The 15,923-nt window shown below is 65.9% G+C and carries 23 protein-coding genes; 14 read left to right on the forward strand and 9 right to left on the reverse strand.

The annotated features are described in order from the left end of the window. On the reverse strand, positions 1-527 hold a 527-nt coding region (locus tag V5A53_RS06835; protein ID WP_332312835.1), incomplete at its 3' end, for a conditioned medium-induced protein 4. Positions 528-623: 96 nt separating this feature from the next. Between V5A53_RS06835 and V5A53_RS06840 the strand changes: the two genes are divergently transcribed. The 3 genes from V5A53_RS06840 to V5A53_RS06850 are packed head-to-tail and all read left to right on the forward strand — an operon-like array spanning position 624 to position 2,648. Continuing rightward, positions 624-1,208 carry a biotin transporter BioY gene (locus V5A53_RS06840; RefSeq protein ID WP_332312836.1) on the forward strand — a complete coding sequence of 195 codons (585 nt, stop codon included), beginning with the start codon at positions 624-626 and terminating at the stop codon, positions 1,206-1,208. Continuing rightward, on the forward strand, positions 1,205-1,903 hold the full coding sequence (locus V5A53_RS06845) for an energy-coupling factor ABC transporter ATP-binding protein (protein ID WP_332312837.1): 699 nt from the start codon (positions 1,205-1,207) through the stop codon (positions 1,901-1,903). The genes V5A53_RS06840 and V5A53_RS06845 overlap by 4 nt, the downstream gene beginning before the upstream one ends. 25 nt (positions 1,904-1,928) lie before the next feature. Beyond that, positions 1,929-2,648, forward strand: a complete 720-nt coding sequence (locus V5A53_RS06850) for an energy-coupling factor transporter transmembrane component T family protein (protein ID WP_332312838.1) — start codon at positions 1,929-1,931, stop codon at positions 2,646-2,648. Between the two features lie 15 nt (positions 2,649-2,663). Here the strand turns inward: V5A53_RS06850 and ribB are convergent, their stop codons facing one another. Next, positions 2,664-3,389 (reverse strand): 3,4-dihydroxy-2-butanone-4-phosphate synthase, encoded by a 726-nt coding sequence (gene ribB, locus V5A53_RS06855; protein ID WP_332312839.1) that lies wholly within the window; start codon positions 3,387-3,389, stop codon positions 2,664-2,666. Continuing rightward, positions 3,373-4,074, reverse strand: coding sequence for a DUF120 domain-containing protein (locus tag V5A53_RS06860; protein ID WP_332312840.1), 702 nt, complete (start codon positions 4,072-4,074; stop codon positions 3,373-3,375). The genes ribB and V5A53_RS06860 overlap by 17 nt, the downstream gene beginning before the upstream one ends. A 241-nt stretch (positions 4,075-4,315) precedes the next feature. On the opposite strand from V5A53_RS06860, the gene V5A53_RS06865 reads away from it, so the two are divergent. After that, a complete protein-coding gene (locus tag V5A53_RS06865) occupies positions 4,316-4,894 on the forward strand; it encodes a class I SAM-dependent methyltransferase (RefSeq protein WP_332312841.1) in 579 nt (192 codons plus the stop codon). Positions 4,895-4,921: 27 nt separating this feature from the next. Here V5A53_RS06865 and V5A53_RS06870 read toward each other — a convergent pair whose 3' ends face one another. Beyond that, on the reverse strand, positions 4,922-5,377 hold the full coding sequence (locus tag V5A53_RS06870; protein WP_332312842.1) for a MaoC family dehydratase: 456 nt from the start codon (positions 5,375-5,377) through the stop codon (positions 4,922-4,924). 104 nt (positions 5,378-5,481) lie between these two features. Here V5A53_RS06870 and V5A53_RS06875 point away from each other — a divergent pair, with 104 nt between their 5' ends. The 4 genes from V5A53_RS06875 to V5A53_RS06890 are packed head-to-tail and all read left to right on the forward strand — an operon-like array spanning position 5,482 to position 8,247. Then, positions 5,482-7,461, forward strand: coding sequence for a DUF460 domain-containing protein (locus tag V5A53_RS06875; RefSeq protein WP_332312843.1), 1,980 nt, complete (start codon positions 5,482-5,484; stop codon positions 7,459-7,461). Positions 7,462-7,502: 41 nt separating this feature from the next. Beyond that, positions 7,503-7,730: a hypothetical protein gene (locus V5A53_RS06880; protein WP_332312845.1), complete on the forward strand. Its 228-nt coding sequence runs from the start codon at positions 7,503-7,505 to the stop codon at positions 7,728-7,730. A 34-nt stretch (positions 7,731-7,764) separates the two neighbouring features. Beyond that, positions 7,765-8,010, forward strand: coding sequence for a hypothetical protein (locus tag V5A53_RS06885; protein ID WP_332312846.1), 246 nt, complete (start codon positions 7,765-7,767; stop codon positions 8,008-8,010). A gap of 12 nt (positions 8,011-8,022) precedes the next feature. Continuing rightward, a complete protein-coding gene (locus V5A53_RS06890; protein WP_332312847.1) occupies positions 8,023-8,247 on the forward strand; it encodes a hypothetical protein in 225 nt (74 codons plus the stop codon). On the opposite strand, the gene V5A53_RS06895 is transcribed toward V5A53_RS06890, so the two are convergent. Both V5A53_RS06895 and V5A53_RS06900 read right to left on the reverse strand, forming a co-directional pair. Next, positions 8,244-8,453 (reverse strand): hypothetical protein, encoded by a 210-nt coding sequence (locus V5A53_RS06895; RefSeq protein ID WP_332312848.1) that lies wholly within the window; start codon positions 8,451-8,453, stop codon positions 8,244-8,246. The two genes, V5A53_RS06890 and V5A53_RS06895, sit on opposite strands and share 4 nt — an antisense overlap. A gap of 316 nt (positions 8,454-8,769) precedes the next feature. Next, a complete protein-coding gene (locus V5A53_RS06900) occupies positions 8,770-9,837 on the reverse strand; it encodes a zinc-dependent alcohol dehydrogenase family protein (RefSeq protein WP_332312859.1) in 1,068 nt (355 codons plus the stop codon). Between the two features lie 277 nt (positions 9,838-10,114). Between V5A53_RS06900 and eif1A the strand changes: the two genes are divergently transcribed. Together eif1A and rio1 are read left to right on the forward strand one after the other, a co-directional pair. Continuing rightward, positions 10,115-10,408 (forward strand): translation initiation factor eIF-1A, encoded by a 294-nt coding sequence (eif1A, locus tag V5A53_RS06905; protein WP_332312850.1) that lies wholly within the window; start codon positions 10,115-10,117, stop codon positions 10,406-10,408. 56 nt (positions 10,409-10,464) lie between these two features. Further along, positions 10,465-11,346 carry a serine/threonine-protein kinase Rio1 gene (gene rio1 / locus V5A53_RS06910; protein WP_332312851.1) on the forward strand — a complete coding sequence of 294 codons (882 nt, stop codon included), beginning with the start codon at positions 10,465-10,467 and terminating at the stop codon, positions 11,344-11,346. Here rio1 and V5A53_RS06915 read toward each other — a convergent pair. Then, complete coding sequence (locus V5A53_RS06915; RefSeq protein ID WP_332312852.1) at positions 11,337-11,723, reverse strand: DUF2237 family protein; 387 nt, start codon at positions 11,721-11,723, stop codon at positions 11,337-11,339. The genes rio1 and V5A53_RS06915 overlap by 10 nt on opposite strands. 95 nt (positions 11,724-11,818) lie before the next feature. On the opposite strand from V5A53_RS06915, the gene V5A53_RS06920 reads away from it, so the two are divergent. Beyond that, positions 11,819-12,331, forward strand: a complete 513-nt coding sequence (locus V5A53_RS06920) for a metallophosphoesterase (RefSeq protein ID WP_332312853.1) — start codon at positions 11,819-11,821, stop codon at positions 12,329-12,331. Further along, a complete protein-coding gene (locus tag V5A53_RS06925) occupies positions 12,328-12,822 on the forward strand; it encodes a GNAT family N-acetyltransferase (protein ID WP_332312854.1) in 495 nt (164 codons plus the stop codon). Before V5A53_RS06920 ends, V5A53_RS06925 begins: the two co-directional genes overlap by 4 nt. On the opposite strand, the gene V5A53_RS06930 is transcribed toward V5A53_RS06925, so the two are convergent. Further along, positions 12,817-13,221, reverse strand: a complete 405-nt coding sequence (locus V5A53_RS06930) for a DUF5518 domain-containing protein (RefSeq protein WP_332312855.1) — start codon at positions 13,219-13,221, stop codon at positions 12,817-12,819. The two genes, V5A53_RS06925 and V5A53_RS06930, sit on opposite strands and share 6 nt — an antisense overlap. A gap of 111 nt (positions 13,222-13,332) precedes the next feature. On the opposite strand from V5A53_RS06930, the gene V5A53_RS06935 reads away from it, so the two are divergent. Further along, a complete protein-coding gene (locus tag V5A53_RS06935) occupies positions 13,333-13,881 on the forward strand; it encodes a KH domain-containing protein (RefSeq protein WP_332312856.1) in 549 nt (182 codons plus the stop codon). A 9-nt stretch (positions 13,882-13,890) separates the two neighbouring features. Here the strand turns inward: V5A53_RS06935 and V5A53_RS06940 are convergent, their stop codons facing one another. Continuing rightward, positions 13,891-15,522, reverse strand: coding sequence for a GMC family oxidoreductase (locus V5A53_RS06940; protein ID WP_332312857.1), 1,632 nt, complete (start codon positions 15,520-15,522; stop codon positions 13,891-13,893). A gap of 201 nt (positions 15,523-15,723) precedes the next feature. On the opposite strand from V5A53_RS06940, the gene V5A53_RS06945 reads away from it, so the two are divergent. Further along, positions 15,724-15,923, forward strand: a 200-nt coding sequence (locus V5A53_RS06945; RefSeq protein WP_332312858.1) for a TCP-1/cpn60 chaperonin family protein, incomplete at its 3' end; no start/stop codon positions are given.

Genomic DNA, 15,923 nt, shown 5'->3' on the forward strand with positions numbered 1-15,923 from the left:
AGCCGCGCGGTCAGGTCGGCTTCGGTGAAGACGTCCTCGAACTCGCTGCGGAAGCGGTCGCTGACGCGGCGGGCCTCCTCGCGAGCACGGACGACTCGTCGGTACTTGCGAACGGTGTCGGTGGAGACGTCGAGTTCCTCGGCGATATCGCTCGTGGAGGCGTCTTCACGGAGGAGGCTACGGAGGTCGGCGAGGTCGAAGGGGGCGTCGGCGTCCCGTTCGCGAACCAGATGGAGGTCCAGCCGGGCGCGACGGACCGTCTTCCGGGAGACGTCGAGTTCGTCGGCGATCTCCGTATCCGAGTCCCCACCGTAGAACCCCTCGACGACGGTGACGAGTACCCCGTCGGACAGCGAGGTGTCGAAGTCGAACTCCTCGCGCATACGTGAGACGATATCGCCGAGACGCTCGTGGTCGGGGGCGTCCTCGGCGATGGAGCCGCGGGGCTCGGCCTGCCGTTCGGTCACGGTCTCCTCGTCCGTAACCTCCACGAACAGTTCCCGGAGCTCCTCGGTTTTTTCGTCCATTGTGAGCGAAAATTTGTATGCGGTTCGTATATAAAACCCTTCGCCGTATTTGCCGTTAACCGACAATATCAAGTCAGTTGACTGGAATCGTCGGACATGGCTCAGACTTCGACAGCCGATGTCGACCTCGTCGGCGGCGAGGTGGCACGGAACGTGGCACAAGCGGCCGTCTTCGCGGCACTCATCGGTGCGTTCGCCTACGTGGCGATTCCGTACCCGCTGTCGCCGGCGCCCGTGACGCTGCAGGTACTCGGCGTCTTCCTCGCCGGCCTCCTGCTGGGTCCGGTGTGGGGCGCCGCCGCACTGGTGCTGTATCTGGTCGCGGGCGCCCTCGGCGCGCCCGTCTTTGCACAGGGGTCGGCCGGCCTCGGCGTGCTGGTCGGGCCGACCGGCGGCTACATCTTTTCGTACCCGCTGGCGGCCGCGGCCGTTGGCTACGTCGCCCACGGCGGCTTCGAGTTCCGCTCGCTCGCGGAGAGTTCCGTGCCCCGGATGGTCGGCGGCATGGCCGCGGGCACGCTGGTCATCTACGGCATCGGCGTCCTCTTCATGTGGTGGAACCTCGATATGACGGTTACGACGGCCATCATCAGCGGCGCCGTCGTCTTCGTTCCGGCCGAAGCGGCCAAGATGGCCGCAGCCATCGGCCTCGTCCGCAGCAACGCCATCCGCGCCGAATGATAGCCGCCGACGGCCTGACGTACCGCTACGGCGACGCGGTCGCCCTCGACGGCGTCTCCCTTTCCATCGACGACGGCGAGTTCGTCGTTCTCGCGGGGGCGAACGGCTCCGGCAAGACGACGCTGGTCCGGCATTTCAACGGCCTGCTCTCACCCGACGAGGGTGATGTCCGCGTCGACGGTGAATCCGTCGAGGACAACCCCGTCCTCGCCCGGACGACCGTCGGGATGGTGTTCCAGAACCCCCGCGATTGCTTCGTCGCCGCCACCGTCGCCGAGGACGTCGCGTTTGGCCCCGAGAACCTCGGCCTTCCCCGCGAGGAGATCGACTCGCGAGTCGTGTCCGCCCTCGATGCGGTCGATATGGCCGACCAGCGGGAGGCGCGCATCGACCGACTTTCAGGAGGTGAGCAAGCCCGCGTCGCCATCGCGGGCGCGCTGGCGATGGAACCCGACCACCTCGTCCTCGACGAACCCTTCACCGGGCTAGACTGGCCGGCCCAGAAGGCGGTCCTCGAACGGCTGGACGAACTCTCCGCGAACGGGACCAGCATCGTCGTCGTCACCCACGACCTCCGGGACCTACTGAAGCGGGCCGACCGCGTTGTCGCCCTCGCCGACGGCCGTATCGCCTTCGACGAACCACCCGAGAGCGCCCGAGAGCGTCTGGAAGACGCGGATATCCGACCGTGTTGACCGACGAACGCCGAAACCACCGACCGTGCTGACATACGAACCGGGCACCTCGCCGGCCCACCGTCTCGACCCCCGGTCGAAACTCGCGGTACAGGTAGCCTTCGCCATCGCCGCCTTCGTCTACACGACCCCACGAGGATTGACGGTGCTTTCGGGCCTCACCCTCGGAATCTTGGCGGTCGCCCGAACCGCGCCGCATCGCGTCCTCTGGGAGTATCGGTTCGTCTTCCCGTTCTTGCTGGCGGCGCCGGTCCTCGACGGCGTGACGTGGGGTGCCCCGTGGTTCGTCGTCGAGAACGCAGTCGCGCCCGCGCTGGCCGGCTATCGCGTGTTGCTCGTGTTGCTGGTGGCGGCCGCCTACGTCCGGACGACGCCCGTCCGCGAGTCCCGCGCGGCGATCCAGTGGGCCGTCCCCGGCAAACCCGGGCAGTTCCTCGGGATGGGCGTCTCCTTCGTCTTCCGCTTTCTGCCCGTCCTCCGGGCGGACCTCGGCCGGATTCGGGACGCCCACCGCGCCCGCCTCGGTACGGAGCGGTCCTTCTCGGAGCGCGCCCGGAACATCGTCGTCGCGGCGTTCAACCGAGCTTTCGAGCGGGCCGATACCTTCGCACTTGCCCTGCAAGCCCGGTGTTTCTCGTGGAACCCGACGCTTCCCGACCTCCGATTCTCGCGGCTGGACGTGCCGGCACTGCTTTTGACGGTCGCGTTGCTGGCGGTCGCGTTGCTGCCGTTCCTACCGGTATGAGACGAAAAGAGGCCGCTATCCGAGTCGGGCGATGAGTTCGCTGCCCTCGACGTAGGCGAGACCGTGGCGGTCCGCGTAGGTGCGGGCCGCCGCGGGCGAGAGCGCGCCGCCGGATTCGTCGTCCATCATCTCACAGACGACGACGGCGGGTTCGACGTCCGCGGCCGCCGCGAGGACGAGGCCGAGTTCGGTGTGGCCCTTCCGGTCGTCCAGCAGGTCCGGGGCCGCACGAAGGAGGTGGACGTGGCCCGGCGCGCGGAACTGCTGGGCGAAAGCCTCCGCATCGGGGGCGATGGCGTCCTCGGCGGCGTCGCCGGCGATCTCGGAGGCCCGACGGACGCTCGCGGCGGCTTCGCCGATTTTCGAGATGGTGAGCGCGCGGTCCTCGTCGGTGATGCCCGTGAAGGTATCCCGATGGTTGACCGTCAGCGAGAACGACGACCGCTCGTCGTAGCCGAGTTCGTGGGAGGCGCCGGCCGGGTGGTCGACGACCTCCTGCATGAACGGCAACTCCCAGCGCTCACAGACGTCGTCGGCCAGCGCGACACAGACGAGGCCTCCCGCGTCGTTACGCATGCGGGCGACTGCGTCGGAGTCGACGGATGCAGCGGGGTAGACGAGGTCGACCTCACCCTCGCGGTCGGCGGCGTCGTGGATGAGGACGGGCCGGCCGGCCGCGAAGGCGGCGATAGCGTCGTCGACGCCGCGTTTCGGCGGTGCGGTGTTACTGCTCTGAGACATGGATAGTGACGTGGTCGTCGTCTTCGAGGCCCAGTTCCTCGCGGAGTTTGTCGGGAGCGATGATCTCGAGTTGGTCCTCGCCGTGGTGGGTGCGTTCGGGCGCGATGACGTGGGCCTGCTCGTAGCGGCGGCCATCGGCCGTTTCTATCGTGGCGGGCCAGCAGAAAGCGGGGCCGTAGGTGCGTTCGTCGTCTTCCCAGCCGTCGATGCCGACCGGGTCCAGGGCGTCCATCCGGGCGCGGGCGCGGACGCTGTCGTCGTCCAGGTCGACGTTGAGCGTGCCGGGGAACGGTTCGTAGCCGAGGCGGTCGCGGAACTGCTCCATGTAGCCCGAAAGCGAGATGTAGTGGCGGCCCTCGCCCATGCCGCTGGTGATGACGCCGGCGAGTTCGACGTCGGCGTCGCCCTCGAAGAGGCGGCGGTAGTCGGCGTACTCCCGTTGGAGCGCGCGCTCGCCGGCTTCGGTGACGGCGACACGCTGGCCGTCGCCGGCCATCTCGCGTTCGAGGAAGTCCGCGTCTTCGAGCTGCTGGAGGCGCCGCGAGGCAGTCTGGTTCGAGGCATCGAGCCGGTCGGCCAGCGTCGCACACGTCACCGTGACCCGGCCCTCGAGCGCGCCGTCGAGGGCGACGAGCTTCAGCGTCGCCAACTCGTCGTACCCGACGCGCTCGGTTGACTGTGACATACCCGTGGCTACGGGGCTTTCTCGCATAAGCGTAACGAATGTGGAAATCATTCCAAATTTGGAATGGAAGGGCGCGAACGGCAAGCAGTAACGGAATTTCGTAAGGCGACCTGAAGAAGGCGTCGGTTCGGGTGATATCGTCCGAGGAACGGCGACCGCTGGCAGGATAGCCACCGATATCAGGGCAGGAGACCGACCGAGTCCCGAAAGCGGTTTTTCCCGGCGCACCGGTGCGTGGGGCATGGACGAACTCGGTCGGACCCGCGAGGGCTACGAGGCCGACGCCGAGGCCTACGTCGACAAGTACCTCTCGGAGTCGATCGCCGCCCGGTTCGGGGCCGCGTTCACCGACGCCGTCGACGGGGACCGACTGCTGGATATCGGGTGTGGGCCGGGCCCCGACGTCGAGACGTTCGTCGACGACGGCTACGACGTGGCTGGCCTCGATATCACCCGACCGTTCCTCCGGGAAGCCGACGACCGCATCCCCGAGGCGGCGTTCGTGCAGGGCGACATGCGGTATCTGCCGTTCGACGACGCGACCTTCGACGGCGTCTGGGCCAGCGCCTCCTTCCACCACGTTCCTCGGCGCGAGGCGGCCGCCACCCTCCGGGAGTGTCGCCGCGTCCTCCGGGCCGAGGGGGTCGCCTACGTCTCCGTGAAACGCGAGGGCTACGAGAAACCGGCCGACCGGGACCGGTACTTCGAGTATTACCGCCCGGCTGAGTTCCGGTCGCTGCTGGATGAGGCGGCACTCGACGAACTCGAGTTCCGCACCGGCGAGAACTGGCTTTCGGTGCTCGCGAAACCGACCGCCTGAAGTACGCCGTGCCCGTGATACCGCCGACTACTCCTCGGCGTTCCGACGCCGAACCATCCCGAGGGCTTTCCACTCGATGACCGCCTCGTCGTCCTGGTTGTAGCCGGTCAGTTGCGTGCGGATGTGGCCCATCTCCGGGTTGCTCTCGGAGAGCCGCTTCTCGAGTATCTCGACCTCGACGCGGAGCGTGTCGCCGGGATAGACCGGCTGTATCCACCGGAGTTCGTCGACGCCGCGGGCGCCCATCGACGTCTCTTCCTCCAGGAAGCCGTCGACCAGGAGGCGCATACAGATCGAGGCAGTGTGCCACCCCGAGGCCGCCAGCGAGCCGAAGATCGACTCCTGGGCCGCCTCCTCGTCGAGATGGAACGGCTGTGGGTCGTACTTCTCGGCGAACTCCTTGATCTCCTCCTCGGTCACCTCGTAACGACCGTCGAGTTCGTAGACCTCACCGACCTCGGTATCCTCGAAATAGCGTGCCATTGAGGGAGCCTCTACCTCCGGTGATAAAAAGCCGCCTGCCCCGGAAACCCACACACGGTACCCCCGGCACGGAGTTTATACCGACACACTCCCTACCCGGGGGTGTGAGTACGCGAACGAGTGCCCTCGATTCCCGCATTTTCGGGGTCGACATCCAGAGCGGCGATATTCGGGGGGATTCGCCCTCCTATGCCCTCGTCACGTACGACGGGGAGTCGCTCGACCGCGACGTGGTCTCCCACCGGAAGCTCCTGCGACGTATCGACGACGAGGAGCCGGCCATCGTCGCGACGGACAACACCTACGAACTGGCCGAGGACAAAGCCGGGCTCGTCGGCTTCCTTCGGGAGTTGCCGACCGAGACCAAACTCGTGCAGGTCACAGGCGACGAGCGGCCTGAACCCCTCTCCCGGGTCGCCTCCCGGCACGGGGTCCCCTACGGCAAGAAGCCGATGCAAGAGGCCGAGGCCGCCGCCCGGCTTGCGGCCCACAACGTCGGCTACGAGGTGTCGGCGTTCACGAACACGACCGAGATCAAGGTCGCCCGAGGGCGCTCGACGGGCGGCGGGGGCGGCTGGAGCGAGGACCGCTTTACCCGCCGCATCCACGGCTCGGTCAAGACGACCACCCGTGACGTCGAGTCGAAACTCGACGAGGCCGCACTCGACTACGAGAAGGAGGTCACCGAGAAGTACGGCGGCTACTCGCGGGCCATCTTCGAGGTCGAAGCCAAGCCCTCCGAGATTCCCGTCTCCGCCCGCCGGTCCGGCGACGTGCGTATCGAGATAGAACGAGAGCGCCGGGACGGCATCGAATACCGCCCGCTCGCCCAGCGTCAGGACCACGTCGTCGTCGGTATCGACCCCGGGACCACGACGGCCGTCGCCCTGCTGGATCTGGACGGCCAGACCCTCGACGTCTGGTCGAGCCGGACCAGCGACACCGCCGAGGTCATCGAGTGGATCATCGAACACGGCCGGCCGGTCGTCGTCGCCGCCGACGTCGAACCGATGCCCGAGACCGTCGAGAAGATCCGCCGGAGTTTCGACGCCGCTGGCTGGATTCCCGAACGGGACCTGCCGGTCGACGAGAAACTCCATCGCACGCGCGAGGAGAGCTACGACAACGACCACGAGCGGGACGCACTTGCGGCCGCCCTCTTTGCCTTCGACGGCCACGCCGACCAGTTCGAGCGCATCACCGCGAAGACGCCGCCGCAGTTCGACCGCGGCGAGGTCATCGCCCGCGTCGTCGCCGGCGAGGAAAGCGTCGAGACCGTCCTCGACGACCTCTCCGAGGACGGCGAGCCCGACGAGGAAACGACCGAACACGACCCCCGCGAGTTGACCGACGACGAGAAGCAGATCAAGCGGTTGCAGGCCCGAATCGACCGCCTCGAAGGCCACGTCGAGGACCTCAAGGGCACCATCGCCAGCAAGGACGACCGCATCGACGACCTCGAAGCCGAACTCTCGGAGGCCAAACGCGAGGAACGCAAGGAGGCCCGCGAGCGCCGGGAGGTCACCCGCCTCGAACGCGAGAACGAACGCCTCAAGCGCGAACTCGCGGAGGCCGAACAGGCCAACGAGGAACTCGACGGCAAGCTCGAACGGCTCAAGGAACTGTGGAAGATCGACCACTCGAACTTCGCCGAGGTCTCCGAAGCCAAGGAGGGCCTCGTTCCGGTCAAGCCCATCGAACAGTTCACCAAGGGAGCCATCGAGGCCGCCGACGAGGACTTCGGCATCGCCTCGGGTGACGTGGTCTACCTACGGGACGCCAGCGGCGCCGGACGGACGACCGCCCAACTGCTCGCCGACCGGGAGCCCCTCGTGGTGCTCCGCGATGGCGGCCTCTCCGAACAGGCCGACCAGGTGCTGTTCGACCACGACATCCCGGTCGGCCCCGCCGACGGCGTCGAGATCCAGGAGATCGACGAACTCGCCGTCGCCGAGGAGGGCGACATCGAGGCCGTCATCGACGACTGGGAGGCCCGCGCCGAAGAGCGACGCAAGGAGGAGAAAGCCGAGCAGCTCGACCAGCTCATCAGCGAACACCGCGCTCGCGACCCCGAACACGGCTGACGGCCAGCAGTCTTTTTGAATAGGCGTGGGTCGCTTCGGGCATGCTACCGCTACAAGCCGGGCCCGGACCGCTCGCTGGCGTGTTGGGCCTTCTCGGAACGCTCATCGTCTTGGTCATCGCGTTCATCGTCGGTCGGTGGGTCTATCGGGACGCACAGGGCCGGGACATGAACGAGACGCTGTGGGGACTCGGAACCGGCGTGGCGATACTCGTCGGCCTCATCCCCGGTGTCGTCGTCTTCGCGGTCTATTACGTCCTCCGGGACTGATGTTTTATAAGCTGGGCGGCTGAAGTCGGCTACGATGTTCGCCCTCCAGTTCGGTCTTCCGGGTGGTCCAGAGCTGCTGATACTCGGCCTGCTGTTCCTCGTGCTGCCGTTCGTGTTCGCGTACTACGTCTACACGGATGCCGAGGCACGCGGCGAGGAGAACGCCGCACTGTGGGCGCTCGCGGCCGGGCTGGCCGCCCTCGTCGCTTCGCCCATCGGCGGGCTGCTGGTCGTGGTCGTCTATATCTGGCAGCGCGACGAGAAACAACCCGAGGTATAACAGAGCACACCCATGTTCCTACTTCAGTTCGGCGTTCCGGGCGGCCCGGAACTGCTCGTCATCGCGTTGATCGTCCTGATTCCGATAGCTATCGGCTACGCCATGTACCGGTACGCGTCCGCACGCGGGGACGACAACGCCGCCCTCTGGGCAGTCGTCGCCGCCGTTGCGAGTCTCGTCGCCACGCCGCTCGGTGGGCTGTTGGTCTTCGTCGTCTACGTCTGGCAGCGCGATTAGGTCAGGTCCGAAAACTCCATTCCCATCTCCTTGAGGAACTGCCCGAACAGGCCGAAGATGACGAAGACAGCCCCCGACCCGATGGCGAGCGCGCCGACGCCCTCGCGGAGGCTCTTTCGACCGAATACGACGGTGCCGACGGCGACCAACAGGAGACCGACGACGCCCATGTCCCCGACCGCCTTCCGTACAAACTCGATGTCCATACCGGAGAGTTTCCCGAGCGGGAATTAAAAAGGCGCGGTCGGCAGTCGCTACGCGAACGGGAACGAGCAGTCGTCGCTACACGCAGGGAAACAAGCACTCAAGGTGGCATCCGCGAGCGCCCGCAGGGCGCGAGCGGTTCCCCGAACGCGAGGCCGAAGGCCGAGCGTTCGGTAGCGAGAGCCGACTACCGCGGCGCGACTGCAGGGAGCGCCGCGACTGGATGCTCTCGCGCATATTTTCCCCAATTTTTTGCCGCGAAGGCGGGTCTGGCGCCGAAGCGCGCCAGACCGCCGGAGCGTGCAAAAAGTGGGGCCGTTAGAACTCGTCGCAGACCGGAATCCCGACCGTCTCGAAGTCGCCCATCGAGGCGATGGTCTCGGGGACCTCGTCGAGCGAGACGGTCTTCGAGACGATCTTGCCGGGGTCGATCTTGCCCTGCTCCATCATCGAGAAGATCTCCTCGTACTCGTGGGGCGGCATGCCGAAGGAGCCGATGAACTCCCGTTCGTCCATGACGATTGTGTCGACCGGCAGGGAGACCTCGCCTTCCTCCTCGCTGGTGGTGAGGCCGATCTGGAGGTTCTGGCCGCCCTTCCCGAGGGAGTTGACGGAGTTGCGGCAGGTCTCGGCGACGCCGAGGGCGTCGACGCTGACTTCGACGCCGCGGCTGGAGGGCGTGTAGCCCTTGACGGCCTGCGGGACGTCCTGAACCTCGGTGACGTTGACCGTCTCGTCGGCGCCCAACTCCTCGGCCTTGCGGAGTTTGTCGTCGTCGAGGTCGACGGCGATGACGTTGGCGCCGAGGGCGTCGGCGATGTGAACCGCCGAGAGGCCGACGCCGCCACAGCCGTGGATGGCGACCCAGTCGCCGGCGGTGACGTCGACGCGGTGGACGAGGCCGTGGAAGGCCGTCGCGAACCGACAGCCGAGGCCGGCAACGTCGACGGGGTCGACGCCGTCGGGGAGTTTGATGACGTTGTGGTCGGCGTTCCGGACGGGGAACTCCTCGGCGAAGGCGCCGGGCTGGAAGGAGACGAACCCGAGGGGGACGACCCGTTCACAGATGTTGGCTCGGCCCTGCTTGCAGTAGCGGCAAGTGCCGTCGCTGAGGTTGAAGGGGACGCATACGCGGTCGCCGACGCTGAGTTCCTCGACGTCCTCGCCGACCTCCTTGACGGTGCCGACGGGTTCGTGCCCGAAGATGAGCCCGGGCGTGGGCATGACGCCGACCCAGTCCCAGTCGCCTTGCCACGCGTGCCAGTCCGAGCGGCAGACGCCGCAGGCCTCGGTTTCGACGACGATGCCGTCGGCGTCGGGTTCGGGGCGTTCGACCTCCTCTACCTCCATCATCTCGCCGGCTTCCTCGAAGACTACCGCTCGCATCGTGTCCGCGTCTTGTTCCGTGTCCGCTTTGCTCATGACGGGCGTACACTACCCTGCCACCGATTTAACCCTTGTCACCGTATATTAATACCCCGCGGTTGGCAGGCTTCGGGGTTATGTAGCCGTATCCACTCGGCGAGTTTTCCGGATTCATTTTCCGGTAAAACGGGAGTTCGAGCGTTCGGTCGCGGTCGCGCGCGGATTCGAAGGGCAGACGGCGTTGAGGCGAAGCGGGGTGTAATAAAGGGTTAAAGGGCTGCCTATCCAACCCTCAGGTATGAGCGACAACGAGGGGCGTAAGAACCTCCGGATGCCTGACGACGACGAGGTATTCGCTGTCGTCACGAACATGCTCGGTGCGAACCGGGTGAAGGTTCGCTGTATGGACGGGAAAGAACGGACCGCCCGGATTCCGGGCCGGATGCAGAAACGCGTCTGGATCCGCGAGGACGACGTGGTGCTCGTCGAGCCCTGGGATTGGCAGGACGAGAAGGCCGACATCACCTGGCGCTACGAGAAGCAGGAGGCCGACCAGTTGCGTGAGGAAGGCCACATCCAGGACAGCGTCTAGCGTTTTTCCAGCCCGACCGGTGGGGCTTTCCGTCCCGCGCATCTACGTGTCATATAATGACCGAGGAGTACGGCCTGCTTGAACCGGAAGAGGAGGGCGGCCCCGGCGACGAGTGGGAGGAGATCGACGTCGCCGACACGGAAGCCGACCGTATCGCCCGCAAGCAGGACCGCGAGTTCCTCGAGTTCCGCAAACGTATCAAGAACACCGAGCAGTTCAAAGTCGAGGCGTCGGTCTTCGACGACGCCACGCTCGGCGCCCTTTATAAACTCGTTCAGGACGGCTACATCGACGCCTTCGGTGGGCCGATTTCGACTGGCAAGGAGGCCAACGTCTACACCGCGCTGGCGCCCGACGGCGAGGTGGCGGTCAAGGTCTACCGAATCAACGCCTCCGATTTCAAGCAGATGCGGGAGTACCTGGAGGGCGACCCGCGCTTCGAGGGCATCGGTTCCGACAAGAAGAAGGTCGTCGTCGCGTGGACGAAAAAGGAGTTCGCGAACCTCAAGCGTGCACGCAAGGCGGGCGTTCGCGTGCCCGAACCGCTTGCGGTCGAGCGGAACGTGCTGGTGATGGAGTACCTCGGCGGCGAGGACCAGCGCGCCCAGCGGCTCAACGAGGTCCACGTCGAGAACCCCCAGACGGCCTACGAGGTCGTCCGGGAGTACACCCGACGGCTCTATGCGGCCGGCCTCATCCACGGCGACCTCTCGGAGTACAACATCGTCGTCACCGAGGGTGAACTCTGTTTTCTCGACCTCGGACAGGCCATCACCGTCCACCACCCCAATTCCCGGGAGTACCTCGAACGGGACTGCCACAACGTCGCCGCCTTCTTCCGCCGGCAGGGACTGGAGGTCAGCGACCAGGACCTACTCGATTATGTGACCGAGGCCGACCCGACCCCGAACGCCGACCTCGACGACGGTCAGTCGTAGGCGTGAGCCTGCAGCGTCTCTAACTCGACGGTATCCAGCACGGCCTCGTTCGTCGCGTCGAGAATCACCGGCGGGACCGTCGTCTCGGGGATGTGTCGCCGCCGGACGGCCTCCAGCGTCTCGGCCCATCGCGGGACGCAGAGACACCAGCGGTCGCCCGGTTCGAGGCCCGGAAACTCCAGTTGTGGCCGTGGCGTCACGAGGTCGTTGCCCTGCTCTTTGCTGAACTGCAGGAAATCATCGGTCATGACCGCACAGAGTTCGTGTCGGCCGTGGTCCGCGTCGTGACACGAGCAGTGGCCATCGCGCTCGAAACCGGTCATCGGGTCGGTGCTGCAGGGCTGGAGTGGATCACCGAGGACGTTCCGTTCGGGCATAGCGGCGAGAGGGCCGCCGGCCTCAAAAACACCGGCGCTGTGGTAGCCCCGACCTTGCCCGAGACTTCTTTTCCGAGCACGCCGAACCCCCGAACATGAACGTCGGCATCATCTCCGATACCCACGACAACGTGCCCGCCATCCAAGACGCGATGCGCATCTTCGCGGACCGTGGCGTCGAGACGGTCATCCACTGTGGTGATTTCGTCGCGCCGCCGGCGGTCCGGCATCTCGAACAAGAGGGCATCGACGTCCACGCCGTCCGCGGGAACAACGACGGCGAACGCGAAGGGCTGATTTCGGCCTTCGAGAACCTGCAGGACGGGGAGCTACACGGCCGCTTCGCCGAACTGGAGTTCGACGGCCGCGACTTCGCCGTCCTCCACGGCGAGGACAAGCCGCTCATCGAGGCGCTTGCGGGCTCCGAGGAGTACGACTACGTCGTCCACGGCCACTGGCACGTCCGCGAACAGCGGACCGTCGACGGAACGACGGTCATCAACCCCGGCGGCCACTTCCCGACGATTCCGGACGAACACCGAACGGTCGCCATCGTCGAGACCGATAGCGACACCGTCGAATTCGTCGGCGTCGAGGAGTCGGTATGAGCGCCGACGTGCGACCCGCGACCGACGACGACATCGAGGCCATCCGCGACGTGGCGTGGGACGCGTGGTACGCCGCCTACGGTGGGTTTCTCTCGCCGTCGACCATCGAAAGCGGCCTCACCGAGTATTACGACGCCGAGTTGCTGGAGGCCGCAGTCGGCCACGAGGACATAGCCTTCTACGTCGCCGAAGTCGACAGTGAGGTGGTCGGCTTCGCCAGCGCCGAGCAGACGTGGGCCGATGAAGTCGAGTTACACACCATCTACGTCCATCCCGACTACTGGGGCGAGGGCGCCGGCCCGGCGCTCTTCGAGGAAATAGAGGCGTGGGCCGACGAACAGGGCGTCGACCGCATCGCGTGTGCTGTCTTTGCGGACAACACCGTCGGCACGCAGTTCTTCGAGGCGCTGGGCTTCGAGCGCGGGACCGAGGCGAAAGGCGAGGTTGCGGGGGAACTCCACGCCGAATACGAGTTCGAATACGAGCTATAGATCGAACTCGTTTTTCACGTAGATACCGACGATACCGCCGAGCGCCGAGAGGCCGACAGTATAGATGGCGACGAAGAAGAGGAAGACGGCCAGAAGCGGGAGCAACCGGATGCCGCCCGGCGCGATGAGGAGGACGGCGGCGAGCATGCCGAAAAGGACGAAGGGAATCAACGCGATGACGCCGGCTATCGTGCCGACGACGAGGCCGTCCCGTTCCTCGCCGCCTTCGAGATAGCCGGCGGCGGCCCCGCCGAGGATCGGTGACAGCGGGATAAACGAGAGGACGACGGCGATGATGCCGCCGATGACGCCGTTCAGGACCGTGTTCGGCGCGTGCTCGTCGGCGTCGTCGACCTCGTCGGAGGGTGTCTCGGGTGACGTCGTATTCGGACGTGACATATCGCCCCAATCACGCGGCCGGCCCATATACGCACCGCCGGGACGGAAGGGTGTGACACGGCAACGTCCGGTTCGGCGAATGCTTAAAAGGGGGGATATCCAAAGGAGGATATGAAACACGTCACGATTCCTGGCGACCGCATCGGCGCGCTCATCGGTGATGGAGGTGAGACCATGCGCGAGATCGAATCGCGCGCCGAGGTGCGTCTGGATATCGACTCCGAGACGGGGTCGGTGAAGGTCGAATCCGTCGGCGACCCGATTCTCGGTCTCAAGGGGCCCGACATCGTCAAGGCCATCGGTCGCGGCTTCGCCCCCGAGGACGCGATGCGCCTGCTCGAAGACGACATGCAGATGTTCGAGATGGTCGACCTCGACGCCGCCACGCGAAATAAAAAGGACCTCCGCCGCAAGAAGGGCCGACTCATCGGTGAAGACGGCCGAACTCGCGAACTGATGGAGGAACTCAGCGGTGCCGACGTCGTCATCTACGGCTCGACGCTGTGTGCCATCGGCAAGCCCGAACAGGTCGACGCCGTCCGCAGCGCCACCGAGATGATCCTCGACGGGGCGCCCCACGGCGCGGTCTACTCGTTCCTCGAACGGCGCCACAACGAGATGAAAGCAAACGACATCAGCTACACGCAGCGGACCGGCTAACGCCCGGTTCTAGCGGTCCTCCCGGATCATATCGACCGCTTTTTCTGCGATCATCATCGTCGGCGCGTTCGTGTTCCCGCCCGTGAGCGTCGGCATCACCGACGCGTCGACGACGCGGAGTCCGTCGAGTCCGTGCACCCGGAGTCGGTCGTCGACGACGGCCATGTCGTCATCGCCCATCTTGCAGGTGCCGACGGGATGGTAGACCGTGTGTGCGGTCTCGCGGACGTGTTCGACGATCTCCTCGTCGGTCTGGACGTCCTCGCCGGGCCAGACCTCTTTGCCGCGGACGTCGTCGAAGGCGTCGGCCTGCATGATCTCACGGCCGCGTTTGACGCCTTCGACCAGCACGTCGAGGTCCTTGTCGGCGTCGAGGTAGTTCGGGTCGATTGCCGGGTCGTCGAAGGGGTCGGCCGACCGCAGGGAGATGCGCCCCCGGCTCTCCGGACGGAGTTGTGTGGCACCGAGCGAGAGGCCGTGGCCGTCGGCGGGGTTGTCGAAGCCGTGGTTCATGAAGTAACCCGGCGCGAAGTGGAACTGCAGGTCGGGCGCATCGAGGTCGGGGTCGGTTCGGACGAAGCCGCCGGCCTCGCCGACGTTGGAGGTGAGCAGGCCTCGCTTGAGCAGGAAGAACTTCGCGAGGTCGCGGATTCGGCCGGCGTCGTCGAGGGTCTCCGACTCGTTCGTCTCGTAGACCACGAACGAGAAGAGGTGGTCCTGGAGGTTCCGGCCGACGCCGGGCAGTTCCGCCGTCGGTTCGATATCGTGTTCGGCGAGGTGGTCCGGGTCGCCGATACCGGAGCACATCAGCAACTGCGGGGAGTTGACCGCGCCGGCGGAGACGAGGACCTCCTCGGTGGCCTCGGCATAGAGGTCCGTCCCGTCCTGGCGGTACTCGACGCCCGTGGCCCGGTCGCCGTCGAAGCGGATTTCGGTCGCCTGCGCGCCCGTCTCGACGGTGAGATTCCGTCGGTCCAGAGCGGGCTTGAGGTAGGCGTCGGCGGCGCTGTGGCGTTTGCCGTCCTTCTGTGTGAGGTGGTACTTCCCGACGCCGGCCTGTGTTTCGCCGTTGAAATCCGGGTTACGGTCGTAGCCGGCCTCGACGGCCGCATCGACGAACGTCTCGGAGAGGGGGTTCGGCGACTGGGGGTTCGACACCGCCAGCGGGCCGTCGGTGCCGTGATACTCCACGTCGGCCTCGCTGGCGTTGCTGCCACCCAGCAGGGAGCGTTTCTCGGACGGGCGGAAGCCCTCGTTTCGCTTGAAATAGGGCAGGACGTCCTCGTATCCCCAGCCGTCGTTGCCGAGAGAAGCCCACTCGTCGTAATCGCGGGCGTGGCCGCGGATGTAGATCATCGCGTTGATCGAACTGGAGCCGCCCAGCGTCTTCCCGCGGGGCCAGTAGAGTTCCCGGTCGTTCATCTCCGGTTGCGGCTCCGTATAGTACTCCCAGTCGTACTCGGATTTGAAGAGTTCCGAGAAGGCGGCCGGAATCGAGATCTCGCGTTTCTCGTCCGGCTTGCCGGCCTCGAGCAAGAGGACCGAGGTATCGGGTTGCTCGCTGAGTCGACCAGCAAGCACACACCCCGCTGACCCGGCGCCGACGACCACGTAATCGTAGGCCGCTGTCTTGGTTGCCATAGCATCACACACTCATGGTATTTATATAAGCGGTGGGGAGCCGGAAGGGACCGAGTGAGACGCGTCGGTCGAACCGCCGAGACACCATATATAAATCTTGTTCGTCATTCTTTCGCACGCCTGTTCGGCCCCCGTACCGTGGTTTTCTGCTTCCGTTTCAGCAACCTTTATATAGAACCACAGACAATCTTTCGAGTGACTATGGCTCAGCAGATGGGTAACCAACCCCTCATCATTCTCGGGGAGGACAGCCAACGTACCTCCGGACAGGACGCACAGTCGATGAACATCACCGCCGGCAAGGCGGTCGCCGAGTCCGTACGGACGACGCTCGGCCCGAAAGGGATGGACAAGATGCTCGTCGACTCGACGGGCAACGTCGTCGTCACGAACGACGGCGT

The sequence above is a fragment of the Natronomonas sp. genome (assembly GCF_036625485.1).
In the GTDB taxonomy this organism is placed as follows: Archaea; Halobacteriota; Halobacteria; order Halobacteriales; family Haloarculaceae; genus Natronomonas.

Coding starts and splice junctions, on each gene's coding strand:
- V5A53_RS06840 (WP_332312836.1), top strand. CDS start 624: ATGGCTCAGACTTCGACAGCCGATGTCGACCTCGTCGGCGGCGAGGTG.
- V5A53_RS06845 (WP_332312837.1), top strand. CDS start 1,205: ATGATAGCCGCCGACGGCCTGACGTACCGCTACGGCGACGCGGTCGCC.
- ribB (WP_332312839.1), bottom strand. CDS start 3,389: ATGTCTCAGAGCAGTAACACCGCACCGCCGAAACGCGGCGTCGACGAC.
- V5A53_RS06860 (WP_332312840.1), bottom strand. CDS start 4,074: ATGTCACAGTCAACCGAGCGCGTCGGGTACGACGAGTTGGCGACGCTG.
- V5A53_RS06865 (WP_332312841.1), top strand. CDS start 4,316: ATGGACGAACTCGGTCGGACCCGCGAGGGCTACGAGGCCGACGCCGAG.
- V5A53_RS06870 (WP_332312842.1), bottom strand. CDS start 5,377: ATGGCACGCTATTTCGAGGATACCGAGGTCGGTGAGGTCTACGAACTC.
- V5A53_RS06880 (WP_332312845.1), top strand. CDS start 7,503: ATGCTACCGCTACAAGCCGGGCCCGGACCGCTCGCTGGCGTGTTGGGC.
- V5A53_RS06885 (WP_332312846.1), top strand. CDS start 7,765: ATGTTCGCCCTCCAGTTCGGTCTTCCGGGTGGTCCAGAGCTGCTGATA.
- V5A53_RS06890 (WP_332312847.1), top strand. CDS start 8,023: ATGTTCCTACTTCAGTTCGGCGTTCCGGGCGGCCCGGAACTGCTCGTC.
- V5A53_RS06895 (WP_332312848.1), bottom strand. CDS start 8,453: ATGGACATCGAGTTTGTACGGAAGGCGGTCGGGGACATGGGCGTCGTC.
- V5A53_RS06900 (WP_332312859.1), bottom strand. CDS start 9,837: ATGCGAGCGGTAGTCTTCGAGGAAGCCGGCGAGATGATGGAGGTAGAG.
- eif1A (WP_332312850.1), top strand. CDS start 10,115: ATGAGCGACAACGAGGGGCGTAAGAACCTCCGGATGCCTGACGACGAC.
- rio1 (WP_332312851.1), top strand. CDS start 10,465: ATGACCGAGGAGTACGGCCTGCTTGAACCGGAAGAGGAGGGCGGCCCC.
- V5A53_RS06915 (WP_332312852.1), bottom strand. CDS start 11,723: ATGCCCGAACGGAACGTCCTCGGTGATCCACTCCAGCCCTGCAGCACC.
- V5A53_RS06920 (WP_332312853.1), top strand. CDS start 11,819: ATGAACGTCGGCATCATCTCCGATACCCACGACAACGTGCCCGCCATC.
- V5A53_RS06925 (WP_332312854.1), top strand. CDS start 12,328: ATGAGCGCCGACGTGCGACCCGCGACCGACGACGACATCGAGGCCATC.
- V5A53_RS06930 (WP_332312855.1), bottom strand. CDS start 13,221: ATGTCACGTCCGAATACGACGTCACCCGAGACACCCTCCGACGAGGTC.
- V5A53_RS06935 (WP_332312856.1), top strand. CDS start 13,333: ATGAAACACGTCACGATTCCTGGCGACCGCATCGGCGCGCTCATCGGT.
- V5A53_RS06940 (WP_332312857.1), bottom strand. CDS start 15,522: ATGGCAACCAAGACAGCGGCCTACGATTACGTGGTCGTCGGCGCCGGG.